This is a genomic window from Dysgonomonas sp. HDW5B (assembly GCF_011299335.1).
Classification (GTDB): Bacteria; Bacteroidota; Bacteroidia; order Bacteroidales; family Dysgonomonadaceae; genus Dysgonomonas_A.
The window spans coordinates 3,190,166-3,207,148 of the sequence record NZ_CP049858.1; the positions used below are offsets into that span (position 1 = coordinate 3,190,166).

The 16,983-nt window shown below is 38.4% G+C and carries 10 protein-coding genes; 4 read left to right on the top strand and 6 right to left on the bottom strand.

What is annotated here, in order from left to right; genetic code table 11:
* Positions 1-180 precede the first annotated feature (180 nt).
* Entirely contained in the window at positions 181-3,231 is a 3,051-nt protein-coding gene (locus tag G7051_RS13215; RefSeq protein ID WP_166200991.1) for a TonB-dependent receptor, read from the top strand.
* Between the two features lie 13 nt (positions 3,232-3,244).
* Positions 3,245-4,837, top strand: coding sequence for a RagB/SusD family nutrient uptake outer membrane protein (locus G7051_RS13220; protein WP_166200993.1), 1,593 nt, complete (start codon positions 3,245-3,247; stop codon positions 4,835-4,837).
* Between the two features lie 140 nt (positions 4,838-4,977).
* Here G7051_RS13220 and G7051_RS13225 read toward each other — a convergent pair whose 3' ends face one another.
* The 6 genes from G7051_RS13225 to G7051_RS13250 all read right to left on the bottom strand — a co-directional run bounded on the left by G7051_RS13225 (position 4,978) and on the right by G7051_RS13250 (position 13,983).
* Complete coding sequence (locus tag G7051_RS13225; protein WP_166200995.1) at positions 4,978-6,621, bottom strand: hypothetical protein; 1,644 nt, start codon at positions 6,619-6,621, stop codon at positions 4,978-4,980.
* A 22-nt stretch (positions 6,622-6,643) separates the two neighbouring features.
* Positions 6,644-9,361: a hypothetical protein gene (locus G7051_RS13230; RefSeq protein WP_166200997.1), complete on the bottom strand. Its 2,718-nt coding sequence runs from the start codon at positions 9,359-9,361 to the stop codon at positions 6,644-6,646.
* Positions 9,362-9,399: 38 nt separating this feature from the next.
* The gene (locus G7051_RS13235) at positions 9,400-10,350 is read right to left on the bottom strand and encodes a FimB/Mfa2 family fimbrial subunit (RefSeq protein ID WP_166200999.1); all 951 of its coding nucleotides are present in this window, start codon (positions 10,348-10,350) and stop codon (positions 9,400-9,402) included.
* Positions 10,351-10,489: 139 nt separating this feature from the next.
* The gene (locus G7051_RS13240) at positions 10,490-11,860 is read right to left on the bottom strand and encodes an Mfa1 family fimbria major subunit (RefSeq protein WP_166201001.1); all 1,371 of its coding nucleotides are present in this window, start codon (positions 11,858-11,860) and stop codon (positions 10,490-10,492) included.
* A gap of 62 nt (positions 11,861-11,922) precedes the next feature.
* Positions 11,923-13,377 (bottom strand): DUF3868 domain-containing protein, encoded by a 1,455-nt coding sequence (locus G7051_RS13245; RefSeq protein WP_166201003.1) that lies wholly within the window; start codon positions 13,375-13,377, stop codon positions 11,923-11,925.
* A 12-nt stretch (positions 13,378-13,389) separates the two neighbouring features.
* Positions 13,390-13,983, bottom strand: a complete 594-nt coding sequence (locus G7051_RS13250) for a DUF3575 domain-containing protein (protein WP_166116033.1) — start codon at positions 13,981-13,983, stop codon at positions 13,390-13,392.
* Between the two features lie 478 nt (positions 13,984-14,461).
* On the opposite strand from G7051_RS13250, the gene G7051_RS13255 reads away from it, so the two are divergent.
* Both G7051_RS13255 and G7051_RS13260 read left to right on the top strand, forming a co-directional pair.
* Positions 14,462-15,697: an AraC family transcriptional regulator gene (locus tag G7051_RS13255; RefSeq protein ID WP_166201005.1), complete on the top strand. Its 1,236-nt coding sequence runs from the start codon at positions 14,462-14,464 to the stop codon at positions 15,695-15,697.
* Entirely contained in the window at positions 15,697-16,785 is a 1,089-nt protein-coding gene (locus G7051_RS13260; RefSeq protein ID WP_166201007.1) for a helix-turn-helix transcriptional regulator, read from the top strand. The genes G7051_RS13255 and G7051_RS13260 overlap by 1 nt, the downstream gene beginning before the upstream one ends.
* The last annotated feature ends 198 nt before the right edge of the window (positions 16,786-16,983 follow it).

Genomic DNA, 16,983 nt, shown 5'->3' on the forward strand with positions numbered 1-16,983 from the left:
TCTTAGCAACAAATTTTCTGGAAACCTTATTTTCGGACAGAGCCTAATATTGCCTATTTATTTAAAACGATGCTTGACCATACCGATATAATCGGCTTGGTCTTTTTTACGTATACCCACTTTAATACTCACAACCAAACTTTTTTATTCAATAATGTTTAACCTAAATCAATTAAAAACATGAACAACAAACTAAAAAAAAGGAAACAACGAGAATGTGGTTTCTTTAAAGTGTTAATTTTAATGATGGCAATGCTTGGCTTGGGGATGTCGACCCATGCACAAATAACCATCACAGGTACAGTACTGGACGAAAAGGACGAACCGATGATTGGAATTACAATTGCTGTTAAAAATTCAACAATCGGAACATCTACTGATATCGATGGTAAATACACTATAACTGTTCCCAATAGTAATGCAGTGATAGTATATTCATATATTGGCTACCAAAGACAAGAGATACCCGTAGGTTCACGCAAAGTAATAGACGTAAAGTTGAAAGAAAACACCGAATTACTGGATGAAGTTGTAGTAGTTGGTTTTGGTACACAGAAAAAAATAAATCTGACAGGATCAGTGGCCACTGTAGATAGCAAAATGCTAGAAAATAGACCTATTACCAACGTATCAGCAGGTTTAGCCGGATTGTTACCAGGTGTTACCATTACTCAAAAAAGCGGATTGCCGGGTGGTGATGGAGGTACTATAAGGGTACGTGGTGTAGGAACTTTAAACAATGCCAACCCGATGGTACTTGTAGATGGAGTAGAAGCCACAATGGACAATATAGATCCTAATGACATCGAAACATTAACTGTTTTGAAAGATGCTGCAAGCTCGGCTATATTCGGAGCAAAAGCGGCTAATGGAGTTATTTTAATCACGACAAAGAAGGGAAAAGCAGGTAAGTCGCAAGTCAATTATTCCGGAAATTTTGGTTGGCAAACACCTACGGCACTACCCAAGTATATACGATCGGCAGAATATGCTGAAATGTATAACGAAGCTCTTAAGAATGACGGTAAAAGCTTAAAATTTACAGAAGCTGAAATTCAAAAATTCAGAGACGGGTCTGATCCTGATAATTTTGCAGATACCGATTGGCAAGACTTGCTTTATCAAGGTTCTGGATTTCAGACCAATCATAGTGTGAACGTAAGCGGAGGTACAGACAAAGCTCGCTACATGACATCGGTAGGTTATCTTCAACAAGATGGAGTGATCAAATTAACAGGTAAGAAACAATACAATATACGAACCAACCTGGACATCAACCCAATCTCGAAACTTGATGTTGGCGTTAATCTATCTTATACTCGTATGGACTTAGAAGAAGCAACAAACTCATATGTAGGAGGAGGAGCCGACCAGATTTTCAGACAAGTAAATCTAATTTCACCATGGATTCCCTATCGTAAATCGAACGGTGATTATGGAACAATAAGTGATGGTAATCCGATTGCATGGATAGATTTGGGACAGCAGATTTTGAAAAAAAGAGCATACTTCTTAGGAATAGGAACAATTAAGTACGAGTTTATAAAAGACCTGTCGTTAAAAGGAGTGTTCTCTTACAAAACATTCACCGAAGATCAAAACGAATTTATAAAAGATATTCAATACAATCCTTATAAATACCAAGGTCCAAACAAGATGCACCAAAGAGATTATTCGAACGAAACAGTCGCAAGTGATATCTTCTTAAATTATAGTAAAAGCTTTAATCGTAATCATAATTTCATATTCTTAGGAGGCTTTCACTCCGAATATTACCACTACAAATATACATATGCCTATCGTGAAAATTTTCCTAGTAATAACCTGAGCGATTTAAACGGAGGTAGCACTGCAGGAATGAAAAATGAAGGATATACCAGAGAACTAGCTATGTTATCATGGTTTGGTCGTTTAAACTATGACTATGCAGGCAAATATTTACTCGAAGCTAACTTCCGTTACGATGGCTCATCTCGTTTTGCTGAAGCCAATCGTTGGGGATTTTTCCCTTCATTCTCGGGAGCATGGCGTATTTCGGAAGAAAGCTTCATGGAACCTCTAAGAAACTCTATTACGAATTTGAAGGTGAGAGCATCATGGGGTAAATTGGGTAATCAAGCAGCTTTAGACGATTATTACCCTACCATCCCTACCTTATCTCTAAAAGATCAGGATTATGCTTTCGGAGGTAAAATAGTACCCGGTGGAGCAACCATTTATGCCAAGAATCCAAACCTGAAATGGGAAGAAACCCGTACATGGAACATCGGTCTTGATGTTGGTATTACTAGCGATCTTAATATAACCGTTGACTATTATGACAAACTAACATCGGATATACTAATGAAAGTTCCTACACCTGACACATATGCTTTAGAAAATTTCTGGGACAATGTAGGTGAAGTATCCAATAAAGGGATCGAGTTTTCGGCACAGTATAATAAACAACTTAAGAACGTAATGTTTTCTTTCGGTGGTAATATTGCATACAATAAAAACAAGATATTGAAACTTGCCGGACAAAACGAAATTATTGATGGAAAAGACATTAAACGAGTAGGAAGCTCTTTAAATAGTATTTATGGATATAAAACCGACGGTTTATACCAATCACAAGAAGATATAAACAATTGGCCGACAAATAACATACAAGGAACTGTAGTACCGGGTGACTTGCGTTACGTAGATGTATCGGGTGATGGAGTGCTGAATGCTGCCGACCGAGTGATAATAGGTTGTACCGATCCTAAATTTGTCTTTGGTTTTAATTTAGGAGCAACTTATAGAGGGTTCGATATGCTCCTATTCTTTCAAGGAACAGCAGGAGGTAAAGGATATATGGAATCAGAAGCTATTGGAGAGCTGAATGGAGATAACGGTAAACCTACCACCTTTTGGCGTAACCGATGGACTCCGGAAAATACAAATACGAATGTACCCCGTTTGAGTAGTCAGGGTAAAAGCGGACCTAGTATGCCCAGTGTAATATCTTCTTATTGGCTACAAGATGGTACTTATTTACGTTTGAAAAATCTACAATTAGGATACACACTACCCGCAAAACTAACTCACAATATGCAAATATCTAAAGTCAGAGTATTTTATAGTGCTCAAAACCTGTTGACATTTACAAGCTTTGTAAAAGGCTGGGATCCTGAATCTCCGGTTGGAAGAGGTAGCCACTATCCTCAGGTGATGGTGAATTCATTTGGTATTAACGTTACATTTTAAGGAGGATTAAATCATGAAAAAATATATATTATTTTTAGTTTCGGTATTTGCTCTTACTTCTTGTTCGGATTTTCTTGACCGAGCACCGGGTGATGCCCTTTCTCCAGGTACATTCTGGGAAACAGAAAACGATGCAAAACTGGCTTTGACCGGTTGTTACAGAGGTTTTGAGGATAGTTATGGTATTATGTATCGAGATTGTGGTTCCGATAATGCTTATAATTTTCACCGCCACGAAGGTTATCAAGCTATTGGAGATGGAACGATGTCTCCCGGTGACCCCGGTTCTACAGCTATCTTCTCTTTTGTTACTATTCGCAAGTGTAATGAGTTTCTAGAAAATATCGATCGGGTAAACTTCAGAACCGAAGGTTTAAAAACAAAGTATGTAGCCGAAGTTCGTTTTATCAGAGCATACCGTTATTTTTTACTGACTCAATGGTATGGCGATTCACCTTTGGTTACCAAAACTTTTGCGACTCCCGAAGAAGCCAGAGTTGGCAGAGATCCCAAGGCAACAGTAGAAGATTTTGTAATATCTGAGCTAAAAGAAATTACTCCCAATCTTGTAGAAAAACATTCGTCCAGCGAAACAGGACGCATTCCCCAAGGTGCGGCACAAGCTTTGCTAATGCGCATGTATTTATTCAAAGGAATGTACAAGGAGGCCATTGAAGTAGCAAAAGCAATTCAAGGATACGACTTATTCCCTTCGTACGAAGGTCTGTTTTTGATGGCAAACAGAGATACGAACTCAGAAGCAATACTTCAATACGAACATATCGAAAATAATCTATCTATGGACTTAACCCCATTCCTTCCTAACAGTCAAGGAGGATGGTCGTCGGTAGTCCCTTTGCAATCATTAGTTGATAATTATGAAACCGCTGACGGTTTAACGATAGCTGAAGCTAAGGCAGTAGGCAAATATGACGATACCAATCCTTACGTAAACAGGGATCCCCGCTTAAGACAGACTCTAATTTATCCCGGACAACTTTGGGAAGGAGAGATATTCAGTTCTGTTGTTTCAGGAAATGCAGATCATCCGACTAAAGAGAACAATTCAACTAAATCGGGTTATAATTTCAAGAAGTATTTCAATAATTTGGAACAATTCCCTTCCGGATTTTGGAATACGGGGCGAAGCATTATGATTTTCAGATATGCCGAAGTTCTTCTGACATTAGCCGAAGCGAAAATAGAATTGAACCAATTAGATGCTGAAATGTATGATGCTTTAGATAGAGTCAGAACAAGAGCCGCAATGCCAGCCGTAGACAGAACCAAATACAATACACAAGATAAATTACGAGAATTAGTTCGTCGCGAACGTCGTTCCGAATTTGCTTTCGAGGGGCTAAGACGTTATGACATTATCCGTTGGGGACTTGCTCACCAAGTAATGAATGGAGATGCACTAGGTTGTCGTCAAGGGACTATTTTAGATGATGTTTTACCCAATGGGGACAGGAAAGTAAATTTGAATGGTGTTAACTTCTTTGTGGAAAAGAGAAAATTTGCAGACAAAAATATTTATTTGCCTATTCCTCAATCTTCAATCGATAAGAATAACAACTTATTACCTAATAATCCGGGATACTAATTTCTATTAAATATTTTTTCAAACCCTGTTTTATGACTAAGACAGGGTTTGAAAATTTCAGAGGACGCATGGCTTCGAAAATAGAAATTAAGAGAAAAATATTATTATTTACCCTTTTTTTATTTATGGAAATACAACCTTTACCTTGGAATATTGGAAACTTGATTGACATACAATTTCACATGTCCCTCAGAATTTTTGCGACCGAGATAGATGACTCCTCCACTACGGGGAAGATTTCCTGATCCGTTATTGCTTACTTTCAGGTAAATCGTTCCCGGACTGTCTGGGTGTACCGCTTCTGAATCCGAGTATTTGATACCATCGGTCGATAAAGTAAGCCACTTGTCACCTCCATTACCCTGACTTTCTATTTTTGCCGATACATAACCCGGGCTAAAAGTTAACTTGGTTTCCTGCCAGGATATGATTGGTTTTCGTTCTACCTTTACAGTCCGTACCAAGTTACCCACTGTTACTCTCATAGTACCGGTTGTAAATAGGTTAGTCAGATTGACTTTTACATCCATACCCTTAACCGTGCCATCAGGTACAATATTACCGGAAGAAATAGTCATGGAATTAGCCGGATTTACAGACACGGCTTCTATTTTTGTCAATGTTCCTGCAGGCGCATTGGTTGTGATGGTTCCTGCCGTCAGATTGTTCTGTGCGGCATTGGAATAAACATAGAACTCGGAATTGCTCATTCCAATATAATATTGTCCATTATCGCTAATTTCCATTGAACTCTGATCAATCACCAGCAATTCGGCCATGATATTAGACGGCGGTGCAACTATAGCATCTTGCGGCGTTTTATATCCGGCTATTTTTACGTTCTTTATTTTGAATTGGTACCATTTATTACGCGCAATACTCATTGGAGCATTATTACTGTCTTTAAATGCCAGACGGTAATAGCTTGTTTCACCATTGTACTTACCTTTGACTATCACGGAAGTTTCACCTACCGACGATTCGTAGATGTAAACAGGGTCTTTACCGTTGGAAATACCACTGACCGGATCTGTAGGAAGCTGTGCAAAATAATTTACCTTATTCCCGACAACAATCGGAGCAGCTTCTGACAATCTTCCATATTGTTTAGCTCCTACGACTGTAAATCCCTCCAAAGTAAATCCTGTAGCAGTATTCTCTACTGTTACTTTGGCTACAATACGCTTAAGCTGTACCTTGTTTAGGGGTGTGCCGATAGTTGTTTGTTCATTGATACTGTTCAGATTTCTCGATGCACTCATAGGAAGATAACCTCCTGCATATGGAACAGTAACCTGTGGCGAACTAAGTTTCTGCGTATTCAGTATTGACAATGCTTGGCCATACGTCTTTCCGGATAGAGCGGCATTGATTATTGTTTTATCTAAATTCAGATTATCTGTTGCTCCGTCAAAAAACTTGGCAGGTGGATTGGTGATAATAATCAAACGCGATTTAGAATTAGTTTTGGTAAGTGGTACAGCCAGCTTACCATTTGATAGGATAGCGCGGGATACTTCGAAAAATACAGCATTATTATTGTCGCCTCGGAATACTAATATCCAGGGCATCGAACCTTGTAGGCTGTTCTCATCGGTCGCTGCGGCACGGGTAACCGGTTTTTCGAACTCCTCGGCATCGGTGAAAAGTTCTATCTGCGTAAGCCCAAGGGAAGTTTCTTGGGGTGTAATACCATCTGGTATATATTCGTCGTTGCAAGCCGCTAAAAAGAACAGTATAATTCCCAACTGAAGATAACGGCTTATTATTTTTATCTGTTTCATTGTTATATTTTTTAATTCTAGATCACTCATCTTTCATACAGCGAATAGGCATCCCCGATCGAACACTTACATCATGTACTAAAGAGCGACTTGGTGAGCCGGTTTGGTATATGCCACTGTTTTCATTAAATCTTGTAGTTGTCCAAAAATAAGCACGGATTCCCGAAAATGTAACATTACCCACTTTTGGACCTGCAAATCCTACCCTGTCTTCACGGTATCCGGAACCTGGGAAAAATACAGAAGCATTGGTATAGGGATTAAAAAATATCCGTCCGATATATGCCATCTGTGCACCACTTCCTACCATTGTCGCCTCTTGTCCATTTATACTTTTTCGAGGAGTTCTGCGGTCAAAGAATCCATCGGCATAATAGCCCCAATTAGAATTAGCTGAATCCTCGTATCCCCATAAATAACTACCTGTATTCAGGTTAGGGGGCACTGAGGTGTTGGCATCGCGGGGGTTAAGATATAACGATTGCCGTATTTCTGATTCTTTGGCTTTAGGCAGTGTTACATAAGTAGAAGGAGAGCCATCGGCGGGCCGGTGATATCCGGATGGACAAGTTTCACATGATTGGCCCATTATACTCCAAAAATTCTGATTTAATGACGTATCCCAGCTTACGGCACGTAAACCATCCGGATTCCATGCATAGGTTTTATGCCATTGGAAAAAATATCCGGACTGTGTGGGGTATTCTGTAAAAACATACTTTGTGCCCCATAAATCACCCACTCTACCTGCTCCCCCCTGCGGGTCAGTAAGATTATAAGGGCTGAATTTCCTAGCAAGCTTTCTCTGTAACACGGATATATCGCATGGTTCCTTCGGTGCATCACTGTTTCTCATCACATAATCGGCACCTTCGCCTTGTCGGACATACAGTTTAGCTATTCCTCCGGTATATTTCACCGTAATGGTCGCATAGCGTGCCGGAGCCTTTGGAGTAGGAGTATATTTAGATGTCATACCCACTCTAAAATAAATACGCCCTTTTCCATAAACCTCTTTCACTCCATTATTTACCGGATAGTCTTCGGCGTTTCCAGGAGAATCGGTGCCTATATTTTTATTATCGCTAGGCACTTTGCTTAGTATAACAAAACTTCCGCTCTTTTTGGGATCGTCCACTTCGGCACTCCACTCTCCTACATGATCCGAATAAATAATGCGTTCGCCGACTTCATTGCTACGGTGGAATGTACCCACCCATGGAAATATATTAAAAGGTTGGGGTTGATATTTAACTTTGGTATCGACAATAATTTCACGTCTCAAACCGCCTGCATTTAGATATATTCTGCGAACATCATTGTCTGTTTCGTTTACACTGAGTGTAGCAATATCCATATAGCCTTCCCCTGTTTGCGGATTGTAATGAAACATAGATGTATCGAAACCACCTGCCAGATCATCAAAATAGTCATTGACATTGAAAGAAGTATTTCCGGTTGTTCCGATAAAACCTTTGTCTTCGATCTTAACTGACTTTTGATCGGTCCAGAAATAAATCCTTGAAGATGTTACCCCGGTGATCGACACTTTAGCTGTAGAAGTATTCAACTGCCTTTTACCCATATCACCCTGTACTGTCTGTACAGTCCAATCAGCAACTATTAGATCCATCGCTGTTGATGAATTCCATGCTATCTCAGGGGTCGGGTTTCCCGGACCTTTTACCTCTATGATACGAACCTCATAATTATGATTTCGTAAAACATCGCGAGTCGTTGTCTTGTCGGATGTCATCATATCGAGCCTGTAATAAGAAAGTGCATTATCCCAAGTTACGCCATCTTTGCTGTAATATCCACCAATGACCAATCCTGTGGCATCCAGACGATTCTTGGAGAGGTCGGTTGCTTCTGCTTCGAGTGTATAAATCTGGCTGGCTAACGAAATCTCATCATCGGTAGTATATTTAAGAGGACCTACCCAGTTTGCAGGTGCTACAGGGATAGTCGGTTTATTGACAAGGAGATTCGCGGGAGTAGTAAATACCAAAGCACTCCTGTCAGGAACAACGTGCCCGTTATCCTTCACATTATAAAGGTAGACCTCTGCCAGCTTAAAGTTATCTCTTGGTCTTTTACCCGAGATAGCATCGTTTTCGGCTACTACCACATCTATCTTAGCTACCATGCGTAATATAGGAATACTGCTTACACTTGTAGTGGAAGAGGTTATTAGCTGCGGAGCCTCCATCTCTCCCCACATGGGAAAGGGGGTGAACACACCAGTATTGGATGCATTCCATTTATGCCCGGATGCTTTATTGGCAAACTCCAGCATTTTGAGCATCTCGTCTTTAGGTGCTTGCCCCCATTCTACCGAGCTAATCAGTTTCATTACTTCATCGTGAGCATTAGTTATGATTACAAAACGTTGTTTGTAATCTTTTATCCTCATTGTGGCATGAAATGTCTGTTTAGGAGTTCCTGCACCTGAGATAAGTTTACCTTCTGCGTAATAATCGAAATATTCGCTATTATCGGGGTTAACTTTGAATGCCAGAATATCGATTTTTTGAATCATATTTTCCTGTGCATTGCCTGACAGCTCACCCAAAGCTTGTCTGGTGGCAGGTATATTGTCCACGGGTACCGATACATGGAAGCTTACCGCTACCTCATCCACGTTTGTAGGTCCAACGATGTCGGTATTATTATCAACACATCCTCCCAAAGAGGACGTCAATAAGATAATCAGCAGGTAATTATATATTGATTTCATATATTTTCTATTTAATATTACACTATCGCCACTTTATATCAATTGGGTTCTATTTCATAATCAGTATCGTGGTCGCTCCAGTATTGTATATCTACCTTTACATTCATATCGGTATCATAAATCAGGATGATATCGAAGGTATGCGTGGTTTTAAAATCCACATTCGGATATTTATCCAGTATAAGCTTTATTAAATCATTCGGTAAGCCGCTGTTTCCGGGATATAAATCTCTTTTTTCCGTTTCATCCCATAGAACTAATCTGGGCCGGTTTTCTTTGTATAATTTCAGTACCCTGAGAGATGAAAACAAATCGGGTATTTCACCTTTAAGACTCATAGGAGCAACGTAGCTGAAGTCTTTGCCGGGAGCCGGTTTATTGAGAAATGTCTCATTGCCGTTGCGATCGGTAATAGTATTGAAATACGTATGCCCTGTTTTAGGCAGCCCTTTTACAGTAACATTGATCGTATTGGTATTTTGTTCGAGAGGTATCGCTACAATCTGCGATATGTCGCCCGATATAGGCACATTTTCTATATTTCCGTAAAGTATGAGAGGTATAGCAGATGTTATATATCCCTCCACAGGAATATCCAGTCGTAGGATATCCAGATGATTTAGCGGATTGCTAATTTTTTCATTCGAATTGTAGGAAGCCACATCGAATATTTCGGATTGATTGAACCAGACAATAAATTCATATTTATCAGGAGGTAGTTCTATATTCAATGGATAGTTCCTGTATAATTCAGGGTTTTGAAATGGAATGGTCTTTATATAATCCCCGTTTTTATCGAAGATATACAGATAAGCCACTTTCAGTTCGGCAGGATCAAAACTGCGTTCGCCTTGAGGTGTATCGTAGGTAAAAACAACCTGAAAGCTATGTAACTCAGGCGGACAGTCCGAAAGGTCGTCCCTGATACAAGAAGATACCATTGATGCGAGTATCAGCAGTTTTAATAAAGTATATCTATAGGTTCTCATCGGACTACGTTTTAGTAATTCTTTTTTTTAAATTCACATATAATTTTTAGAAATAAGAGGGAGGAGTTTTAATCCTCCCTCTACTCCCTCTCCACACAACAACTAACAAACAAACTACTTACAGGCTTTTATTATAAAATTAAGGCTCCAAATCATAATCATCAGTAACCACATTCCAGAACAAGATATCTACTTCATATTTTATATCAGTTTCTGTGTCAGGCGGTGTTTGGGGATCTAATGGGGGTACATCAGGACGACCCGGACCAAAGATACTGGTAATGCGGCAGCGGTAGTAATCGTTTCGGAATACGTCCCATTTCTTGCTCGTTACAGGATAGCCATTAAAATACCCTTGTTTGTTGAGGAACATATCGTAATAGCAATATCCGTTTGTATATTCAGCGGGTTTAATACTGCCCGGATTGGCGTTTTTAAAAGCTGTAGCAGTATTTTCATCCAGAAAATAATATCTATAGCCATTTTGAAGTATAACAGTCCAGAAGGTTTTTGGAGTTAAATTTGGGTTGGCTACTTCTACGAACTCTGATCCATTTTTTTGTGTTACTTTATTAGGTACAAAAGTCGCACGTATTGTAGCACGGGTGATTTCTTCTTTCCAGTGGTTTACAGACGTATTTTCGGTAGTATAAAGGGTGTTGAGGTCTTTTACTAATGGAACATTCGCCTCATTGACCTTCACATATCCGTCACCGGGAGCATTGGGAGTATTCACTGCATTGATAAAATCTGTTGATAACCACGAATGGGGTAGGTAATTGGGATCCGAACCATCAGCTTTGGGAACCAGGAAGAATTTTGTATTGATATTGTTTATTGCAAAAGCAAGATTATCAATTTTACCGGGCCCATTAATTGTCATCGTTGATGATTTTTCGACGGTTACTTTAGCCACAAGTCTTTTTACAGGTATTTTCACTGTGTTATTTGTTCCATAATCCGGATCTCCTTGAGGTTTGAGTTCACTGGTTACTCCGTTGGCACTGAACATGGCAACCCCATCTCCTGTCACTAGCTGACCCATAGTCAACGAATGTACATTGTCGTTGAAATTAGCTAAGCTGGTATTCTTTAGCCCTTGAGCAAATGTTGTGGGTAAGTTAATCCCGATAAATACTGTTTTAGCCCCTGTAGTGGTACCGATGGTCGCTTTGGCTTTCCAAACGTCTGCGTTGCCACCTCCCGGAATTTGTTGCACAAAATCAGATGCAGCCAGTGCCTGATGCTTAGACATCATGCCGGTATTTGAATTGAAGATATATACATCGACCGTATTAACAGCTGTTTCTAACAGAGAAGCATTATTGTCCTCGGTTGTTGCTGCTCTTGTTACCACATCTCCTTTTGGAAAGGAGAATGAAACGTCCAGATAGGTTGGTTGGCCTTTATCTTCACCTCCCGAGTTTGTATTTTCATTGTTCTCGTCACTGCAACTGTATAATCCGGCAGCAAAAAGCAATGTTGCGATTAAAAATGCTTTGGTTTTCATAATGAATTCTTTTTTTAATTAATACATGTTTTGATTAATAAATAATTTGTACGGATACTATTTTAATTGTCTTTACTTTCGAGCCACAGCTTATATTGCGAAAGGTTATCTAGAGCCTCTCTTAAACCTGTCTGCGAGGCTTTTTCAAAGTAGTGTAAGGCACTTTGATAATCACCCTTGTGGAATAGTGCCACCGCCATGTTGTTCCAACCCTCCGGTTTGTCGGTATGCTGCAACCCGGTTATGGGATTGTCGAACGAGCCGGTTTCGATATCCGAAGTCAGGCTGTTGAATAGAGCTACCGCATCTTCAGGGTATAATCTCACAGCTATATTGAAAGTCTCTTTAAACTCTTTACTTCCTTTTTCATAGCTGTTAGCCACCATAAACATCTCATTGAGACTAAGCTGTTGAGGTTTTACATTTATCAAAGCTTTTGATTGGTTGATGTCCAATCCGCGGACAGTGTAAAATATATCGTAGCTGTTTCGCCGCAAACCAGGGAAATCAGTTTCGAGAAGATTACGATAAATAGCTCCACTTCGGAGGTTCTTTAAAGCGGCTTTACGTTTGTTTATATCGTTGGTATTGTCTATAATCTGCAATATGTCATTCCGGTAGGAGTAATCCGATTGGCTTATCAGGGTTCTCAGTCCTTGCCAGTCTTCTCCTTTCCAGTTTGTTGTGATCAGATTTTGAGGCAGATTATGTTTGTTTATTAGATAAGCCATAAAAGTGTTAGCACGTTTCTCGGATAGCAACATATTGTATGTAGCGTCTCCATCGGGAGAAGCGTATCCGGTAACAACTATTTTATCCAATACGATATTAGGATCATTTTTTATTTCAGAAATAATCCGATCCACTTCTTTCAGAACAGCATCATTATTCTTGAAATTTCGGTCTATATCGGATTTGCTGATAGCATAATCCAAGCTTGCCGAGTAAGAGTCGGCACGGTGTTTTACAGCTTCCACGGCTGGAATAAGATAAGCTAATTCAAACTGTGGAGTATAAGGTGGTGGAAGTTCTAATTTTTGTCCCGGATGTGTGATGTTTCCCTTATCTGCACAGTTACAACCGGTTACCGACTCTATAAAAACCAACTCACTGCTTCGCATCCATGAAGAGTAATCTGCATCAATTGAATAAGAGAACTGTTGGGATTTGCCATTGTTGCGTTTAACGATACCCGCTGTATTTTCGGGATAGCTGTAGTTACCGAAACCTATAGCACGCTGATTGACTTTATTACGTGTACTTCCATTAATAATCAGAGGTTCGAACTCCATTTGATCGGTTCCGTCCAATGACCTGATTACTGGGGTTATAGTAAGCATATCATTTGCTGCCACCTTTAACTTATCCAAGATGATATCGGCATTTACAATCATCTTGTTATTCTGTTTGGCATAAGTGGAAACTTCAACTGATACTTCTCCTTTGTATATTTTTTTTGCTATACCCGGTTGGATTATCAGCGCCACTAGGGTTATGATTAAAATATTCTTTTTCATTGTTTTCGTATTTTACCGTAAATAATAAATAAGGGAGATACCGGCTTTTGTGGGGCCAAAATAATTTTTGTCATCCGATTTTATTTTTTTACCACATTCCTCACAAGGGTATTTATCGAAATGTGTGCGTATATATCCCATTCCAAGGGTCGCCTCTATGCTCCAGCGTTTACTGAGTATCCATTGATGTCCCACACTGATACCACCTCCATAGAAGTAGCCTTCGTAGCGGTAATCTTGCAAAGATTTATACATTCCGAATGGTAATTTTATTTTTGCCATATTGTATTCGCCACCAAGCAGGTGAACCCCTACAAATGTGCCATTAAATGTTTCACAAAACCACCATCTGAATTCGGGCTGTATCAGGTAATGTTTTAATTTCTTATTATCACTGAATTCCCAGGGATTATACCCTCCATACAACTCCAGGCTGGTTTTGTCGCTTAGCCCTATTTCAAAAGCCAGATTCGGCGTGGCCGTAGCACCATAGAGCAGGTTGGTTTTTAATGAAGCTTTTTGTGCGTAAGTTGTCAGTGACATCAGAAGCAGGACTAAAAGAAGCACTAATGCTTTTTTCTTTGTGTTTGCTTTTGTCTTATTCATTTGAATTTGTTTTTTTGTATATTATAATCAGTCTTTTCCGTATGGTATATTTCGCTTTTTATACTGCAAATAAAACATGATTTATTTTGTTTGGTTTTACCAAATCGTATATTTAAAATAGGTGAATTGTAAAAGTTTGTATTTATTTTTATGACAAAATGTAAATCAATTACGAATAGGTTCAACTATTTGATTATGAATGTTTAATTGGGGAGTATTTGGGTTTTATTTTTAATTTGTTAGAAGAGAAAAAATAAAATATGTGATCTTTTTTATCTGCTCGGAAAGTAAATTTAAGGAACAAATTAGATCTTGGCATATTGTAAATTAATAGTCAAAAATGTAAATCAAAAACGCCAGTGTTAAATTTACTTTTTGGATATCTTTATTTGTTTATTTTCGTGATATTTGTGTATAAAGTAACTGCTAGTTCAGTTTGATAGAGTAGTGTATTCAACTAAAATGGTCCAGATAGTTTATGGATTTAGAAAATGTTTTAGCCATAGTTGTTTATTCGGTTCCGGTATATTCATCGATAACCGGTGCCTTGTTGATGATGCTTACATACCGCGACTGTATAAGTTACTCCGAAAGCAGAATTAAATTTCTGTTGATATTTTATTATATATTCGCCTCCTTTATTTGGTTGGGTACTATCGCATTTCATTTCAGCCAGTCTTTGTTTATTTACCTGAACCCATTTTTTTATCTTTCTCTACTTCTTGCCTCTGTTACATTATACCATTTTATCTTTTATTTGACGGCTACCCAAAAAGATAAGCATTTCTCGATGTGGCATTACTTGCCTCCCCTAGTTATTTTTCTAATCATTTTCATCTGGTCTTTTTTTATTCCTTATGATGTGCAGTATGCTATCGTCTCACGTAACGATACTGTTGTTCCCGAATACAAGTATTACTCGATGTTTTATATATCGAAGCATGCTTTGCGTATTATTTATCTGAGTGTATATATTTTTCTTAGTGTACGCAGGCTCTATTTCTATTCCAGAGTAGTTATCAACTATTATGGGGCGGAATATAAAAAATACATTTTTTGGCTATGGTACATTCTGGGATTAAGCATAATATTGATATTAGTAAGTATCATCACCGCTTTATCTCCTTATACACATATTCATAAATTCCTCAGCAATATTTTCATTGTATTGGTGATAGCTACGGCACATGCCGTATTGGTATACAATATTATCCGGCGTAATTATTACCTCATATTTTCAGAAAAAAAAATTTCTATTCAACAAGGCGGTCCAGAGCAAAATGCAGATATAGGTTTACCCGCATCAAAAAAGGCAAATCTTCCGAGAAGACCTTATACACGACATCATAAGCAGTTTAAAATAAGCGAATTTACAATGGGTGGCGGACTGAGAAAAAAACAATTTGAACAGTATTTCAAGGAATATAAGCCTTTCCTGAATCCTGATTTTCGCATTACTGACTTGATAGAACCTTTCGGAGTTAATCGTACCTATATATCACGCTTTGTAAACACTGAATATGGGATGAATTTCAGTCGTTATGTAAACCGTTACAGACTGCAGAGGCTCGAAGTGCTGATGTCTCTACCTTCAGGCAAAGGGAAAAGTCTTCAGGATTTACTTAAATTGGCCGGTTTTGGTAGCTACCGTAGTTATATGAGAGCCAAACTTATAGAGGATGAAGAAGCAAATAAAAAGAAGAGAAAAAGATAATGGAAACAAGAGAAGTTATTTCAATAATAAATTTTAGTGGACCGTTTATTACTGCATTGTTTTGCCTAGTTCTCATTATAGTCCGCTACAGTCAAAGGGACGAGTATACCCGTACCATCCTTTTAAGGTTGTTAATGATATATTATACAACGATTATCTGTGTTAGTTTTGCATCCTTCTCGTTTGTTTATTTGCGTCCGGTATATGTGTTGATTAATTCACTCTCTATGTTGTCTATCCTGTATTCGATAGTCATTATATTTCATATCATCCACTTGGTAACGGCTACGGGAAAACCAAAACCTTTTTCGTTTATCCATTATCTCACACCAGCTGTTGTTACCTTAGTACAGTATTATTGGTCATATTATTTTATATTGAAAACTGATCCGGCAATTATTTATAGTAGTTATTGGTTTCTTGCTGTTTCATCTTTTAAACTGGGTATTTGGATTGTCTATGGAACTGTTTACTCCCTGTCAGGTTTACAAAAGATTATCAGGTATAAAGAAATCATAATGAATTATTCGGCCGATGAGGATCGTTCTTCAATGAGGTGGCTTTATACGGTTATTATATGTACAATTGCATTGATACCACCCACATTTTTATATGTTTTTCTAAGAAATGAAGTTGTTTTGGGATCTATCTTTTCCTTAATGACTAATTTTATACTGCAACTGCAATTGGTTGTGCTAGCATATAATATGTTTACCGAAAATTATGTGATCATGTACCCGGTAGGAAGTAATCCGGAAACAGAAAATACTGTTTTAGTCAAAATCGATAAGAACCATTTTGAACAGTTTATGCGGGAGAAAAAGCCCTATCTAAATCCGGGACTTCGAATTACCGACCTCATGCGTGAGTTGTGTACCAACCGGAGTTATCTTTCGGGCTATATCAATAAGACTTATTCTATGAGCTTCAGTCGCTATATTAATACCTGTCGGTTAAGAGAGTTGAAACGTATGCAAAACGATCCTAAACTATCTGCTTATGACAGTGAATCACTCATTATTAAAGCCGGATTTAGAAGTATAAGAGGTTACCAGCGGTTTATAAAACAAGAAAAAGCAAATGTATAGATGGATTAAATACCATTTTTTATACCCTATTACCAAGATTATAAGCTACTCCGCCTATAAGGGCATAAAAATAAGTTTTTCATTTGATGAAACGCTATACCACAAACCCGAAAGAATTTATACGTATCAATTGTAAAAAATAGGCTCAGAACTAATTCTAATGACAACTGTTTTATAAAGATATACAAAATAGCAGGA

Coding starts and splice junctions, on each gene's coding strand:
- G7051_RS13215 (WP_166200991.1), top strand. CDS start 181: ATGAACAACAAACTAAAAAAAAGGAAACAACGAGAATGTGGTTTCTTT.
- G7051_RS13220 (WP_166200993.1), top strand. CDS start 3,245: ATGAAAAAATATATATTATTTTTAGTTTCGGTATTTGCTCTTACTTCT.
- G7051_RS13225 (WP_166200995.1), bottom strand. CDS start 6,621: ATGAAACAGATAAAAATAATAAGCCGTTATCTTCAGTTGGGAATTATA.
- G7051_RS13230 (WP_166200997.1), bottom strand. CDS start 9,361: ATGAAATCAATATATAATTACCTGCTGATTATCTTATTGACGTCCTCT.
- G7051_RS13235 (WP_166200999.1), bottom strand. CDS start 10,350: ATGAGAACCTATAGATATACTTTATTAAAACTGCTGATACTCGCATCA.
- G7051_RS13240 (WP_166201001.1), bottom strand. CDS start 11,860: ATGAAAACCAAAGCATTTTTAATCGCAACATTGCTTTTTGCTGCCGGA.
- G7051_RS13245 (WP_166201003.1), bottom strand. CDS start 13,377: ATGAAAAAGAATATTTTAATCATAACCCTAGTGGCGCTGATAATCCAA.
- G7051_RS13250 (WP_166116033.1), bottom strand. CDS start 13,983: ATGAATAAGACAAAAGCAAACACAAAGAAAAAAGCATTAGTGCTTCTT.
- G7051_RS13255 (WP_166201005.1), top strand. CDS start 14,462: ATGGATTTAGAAAATGTTTTAGCCATAGTTGTTTATTCGGTTCCGGTA.
- G7051_RS13260 (WP_166201007.1), top strand. CDS start 15,697: ATGGAAACAAGAGAAGTTATTTCAATAATAAATTTTAGTGGACCGTTT.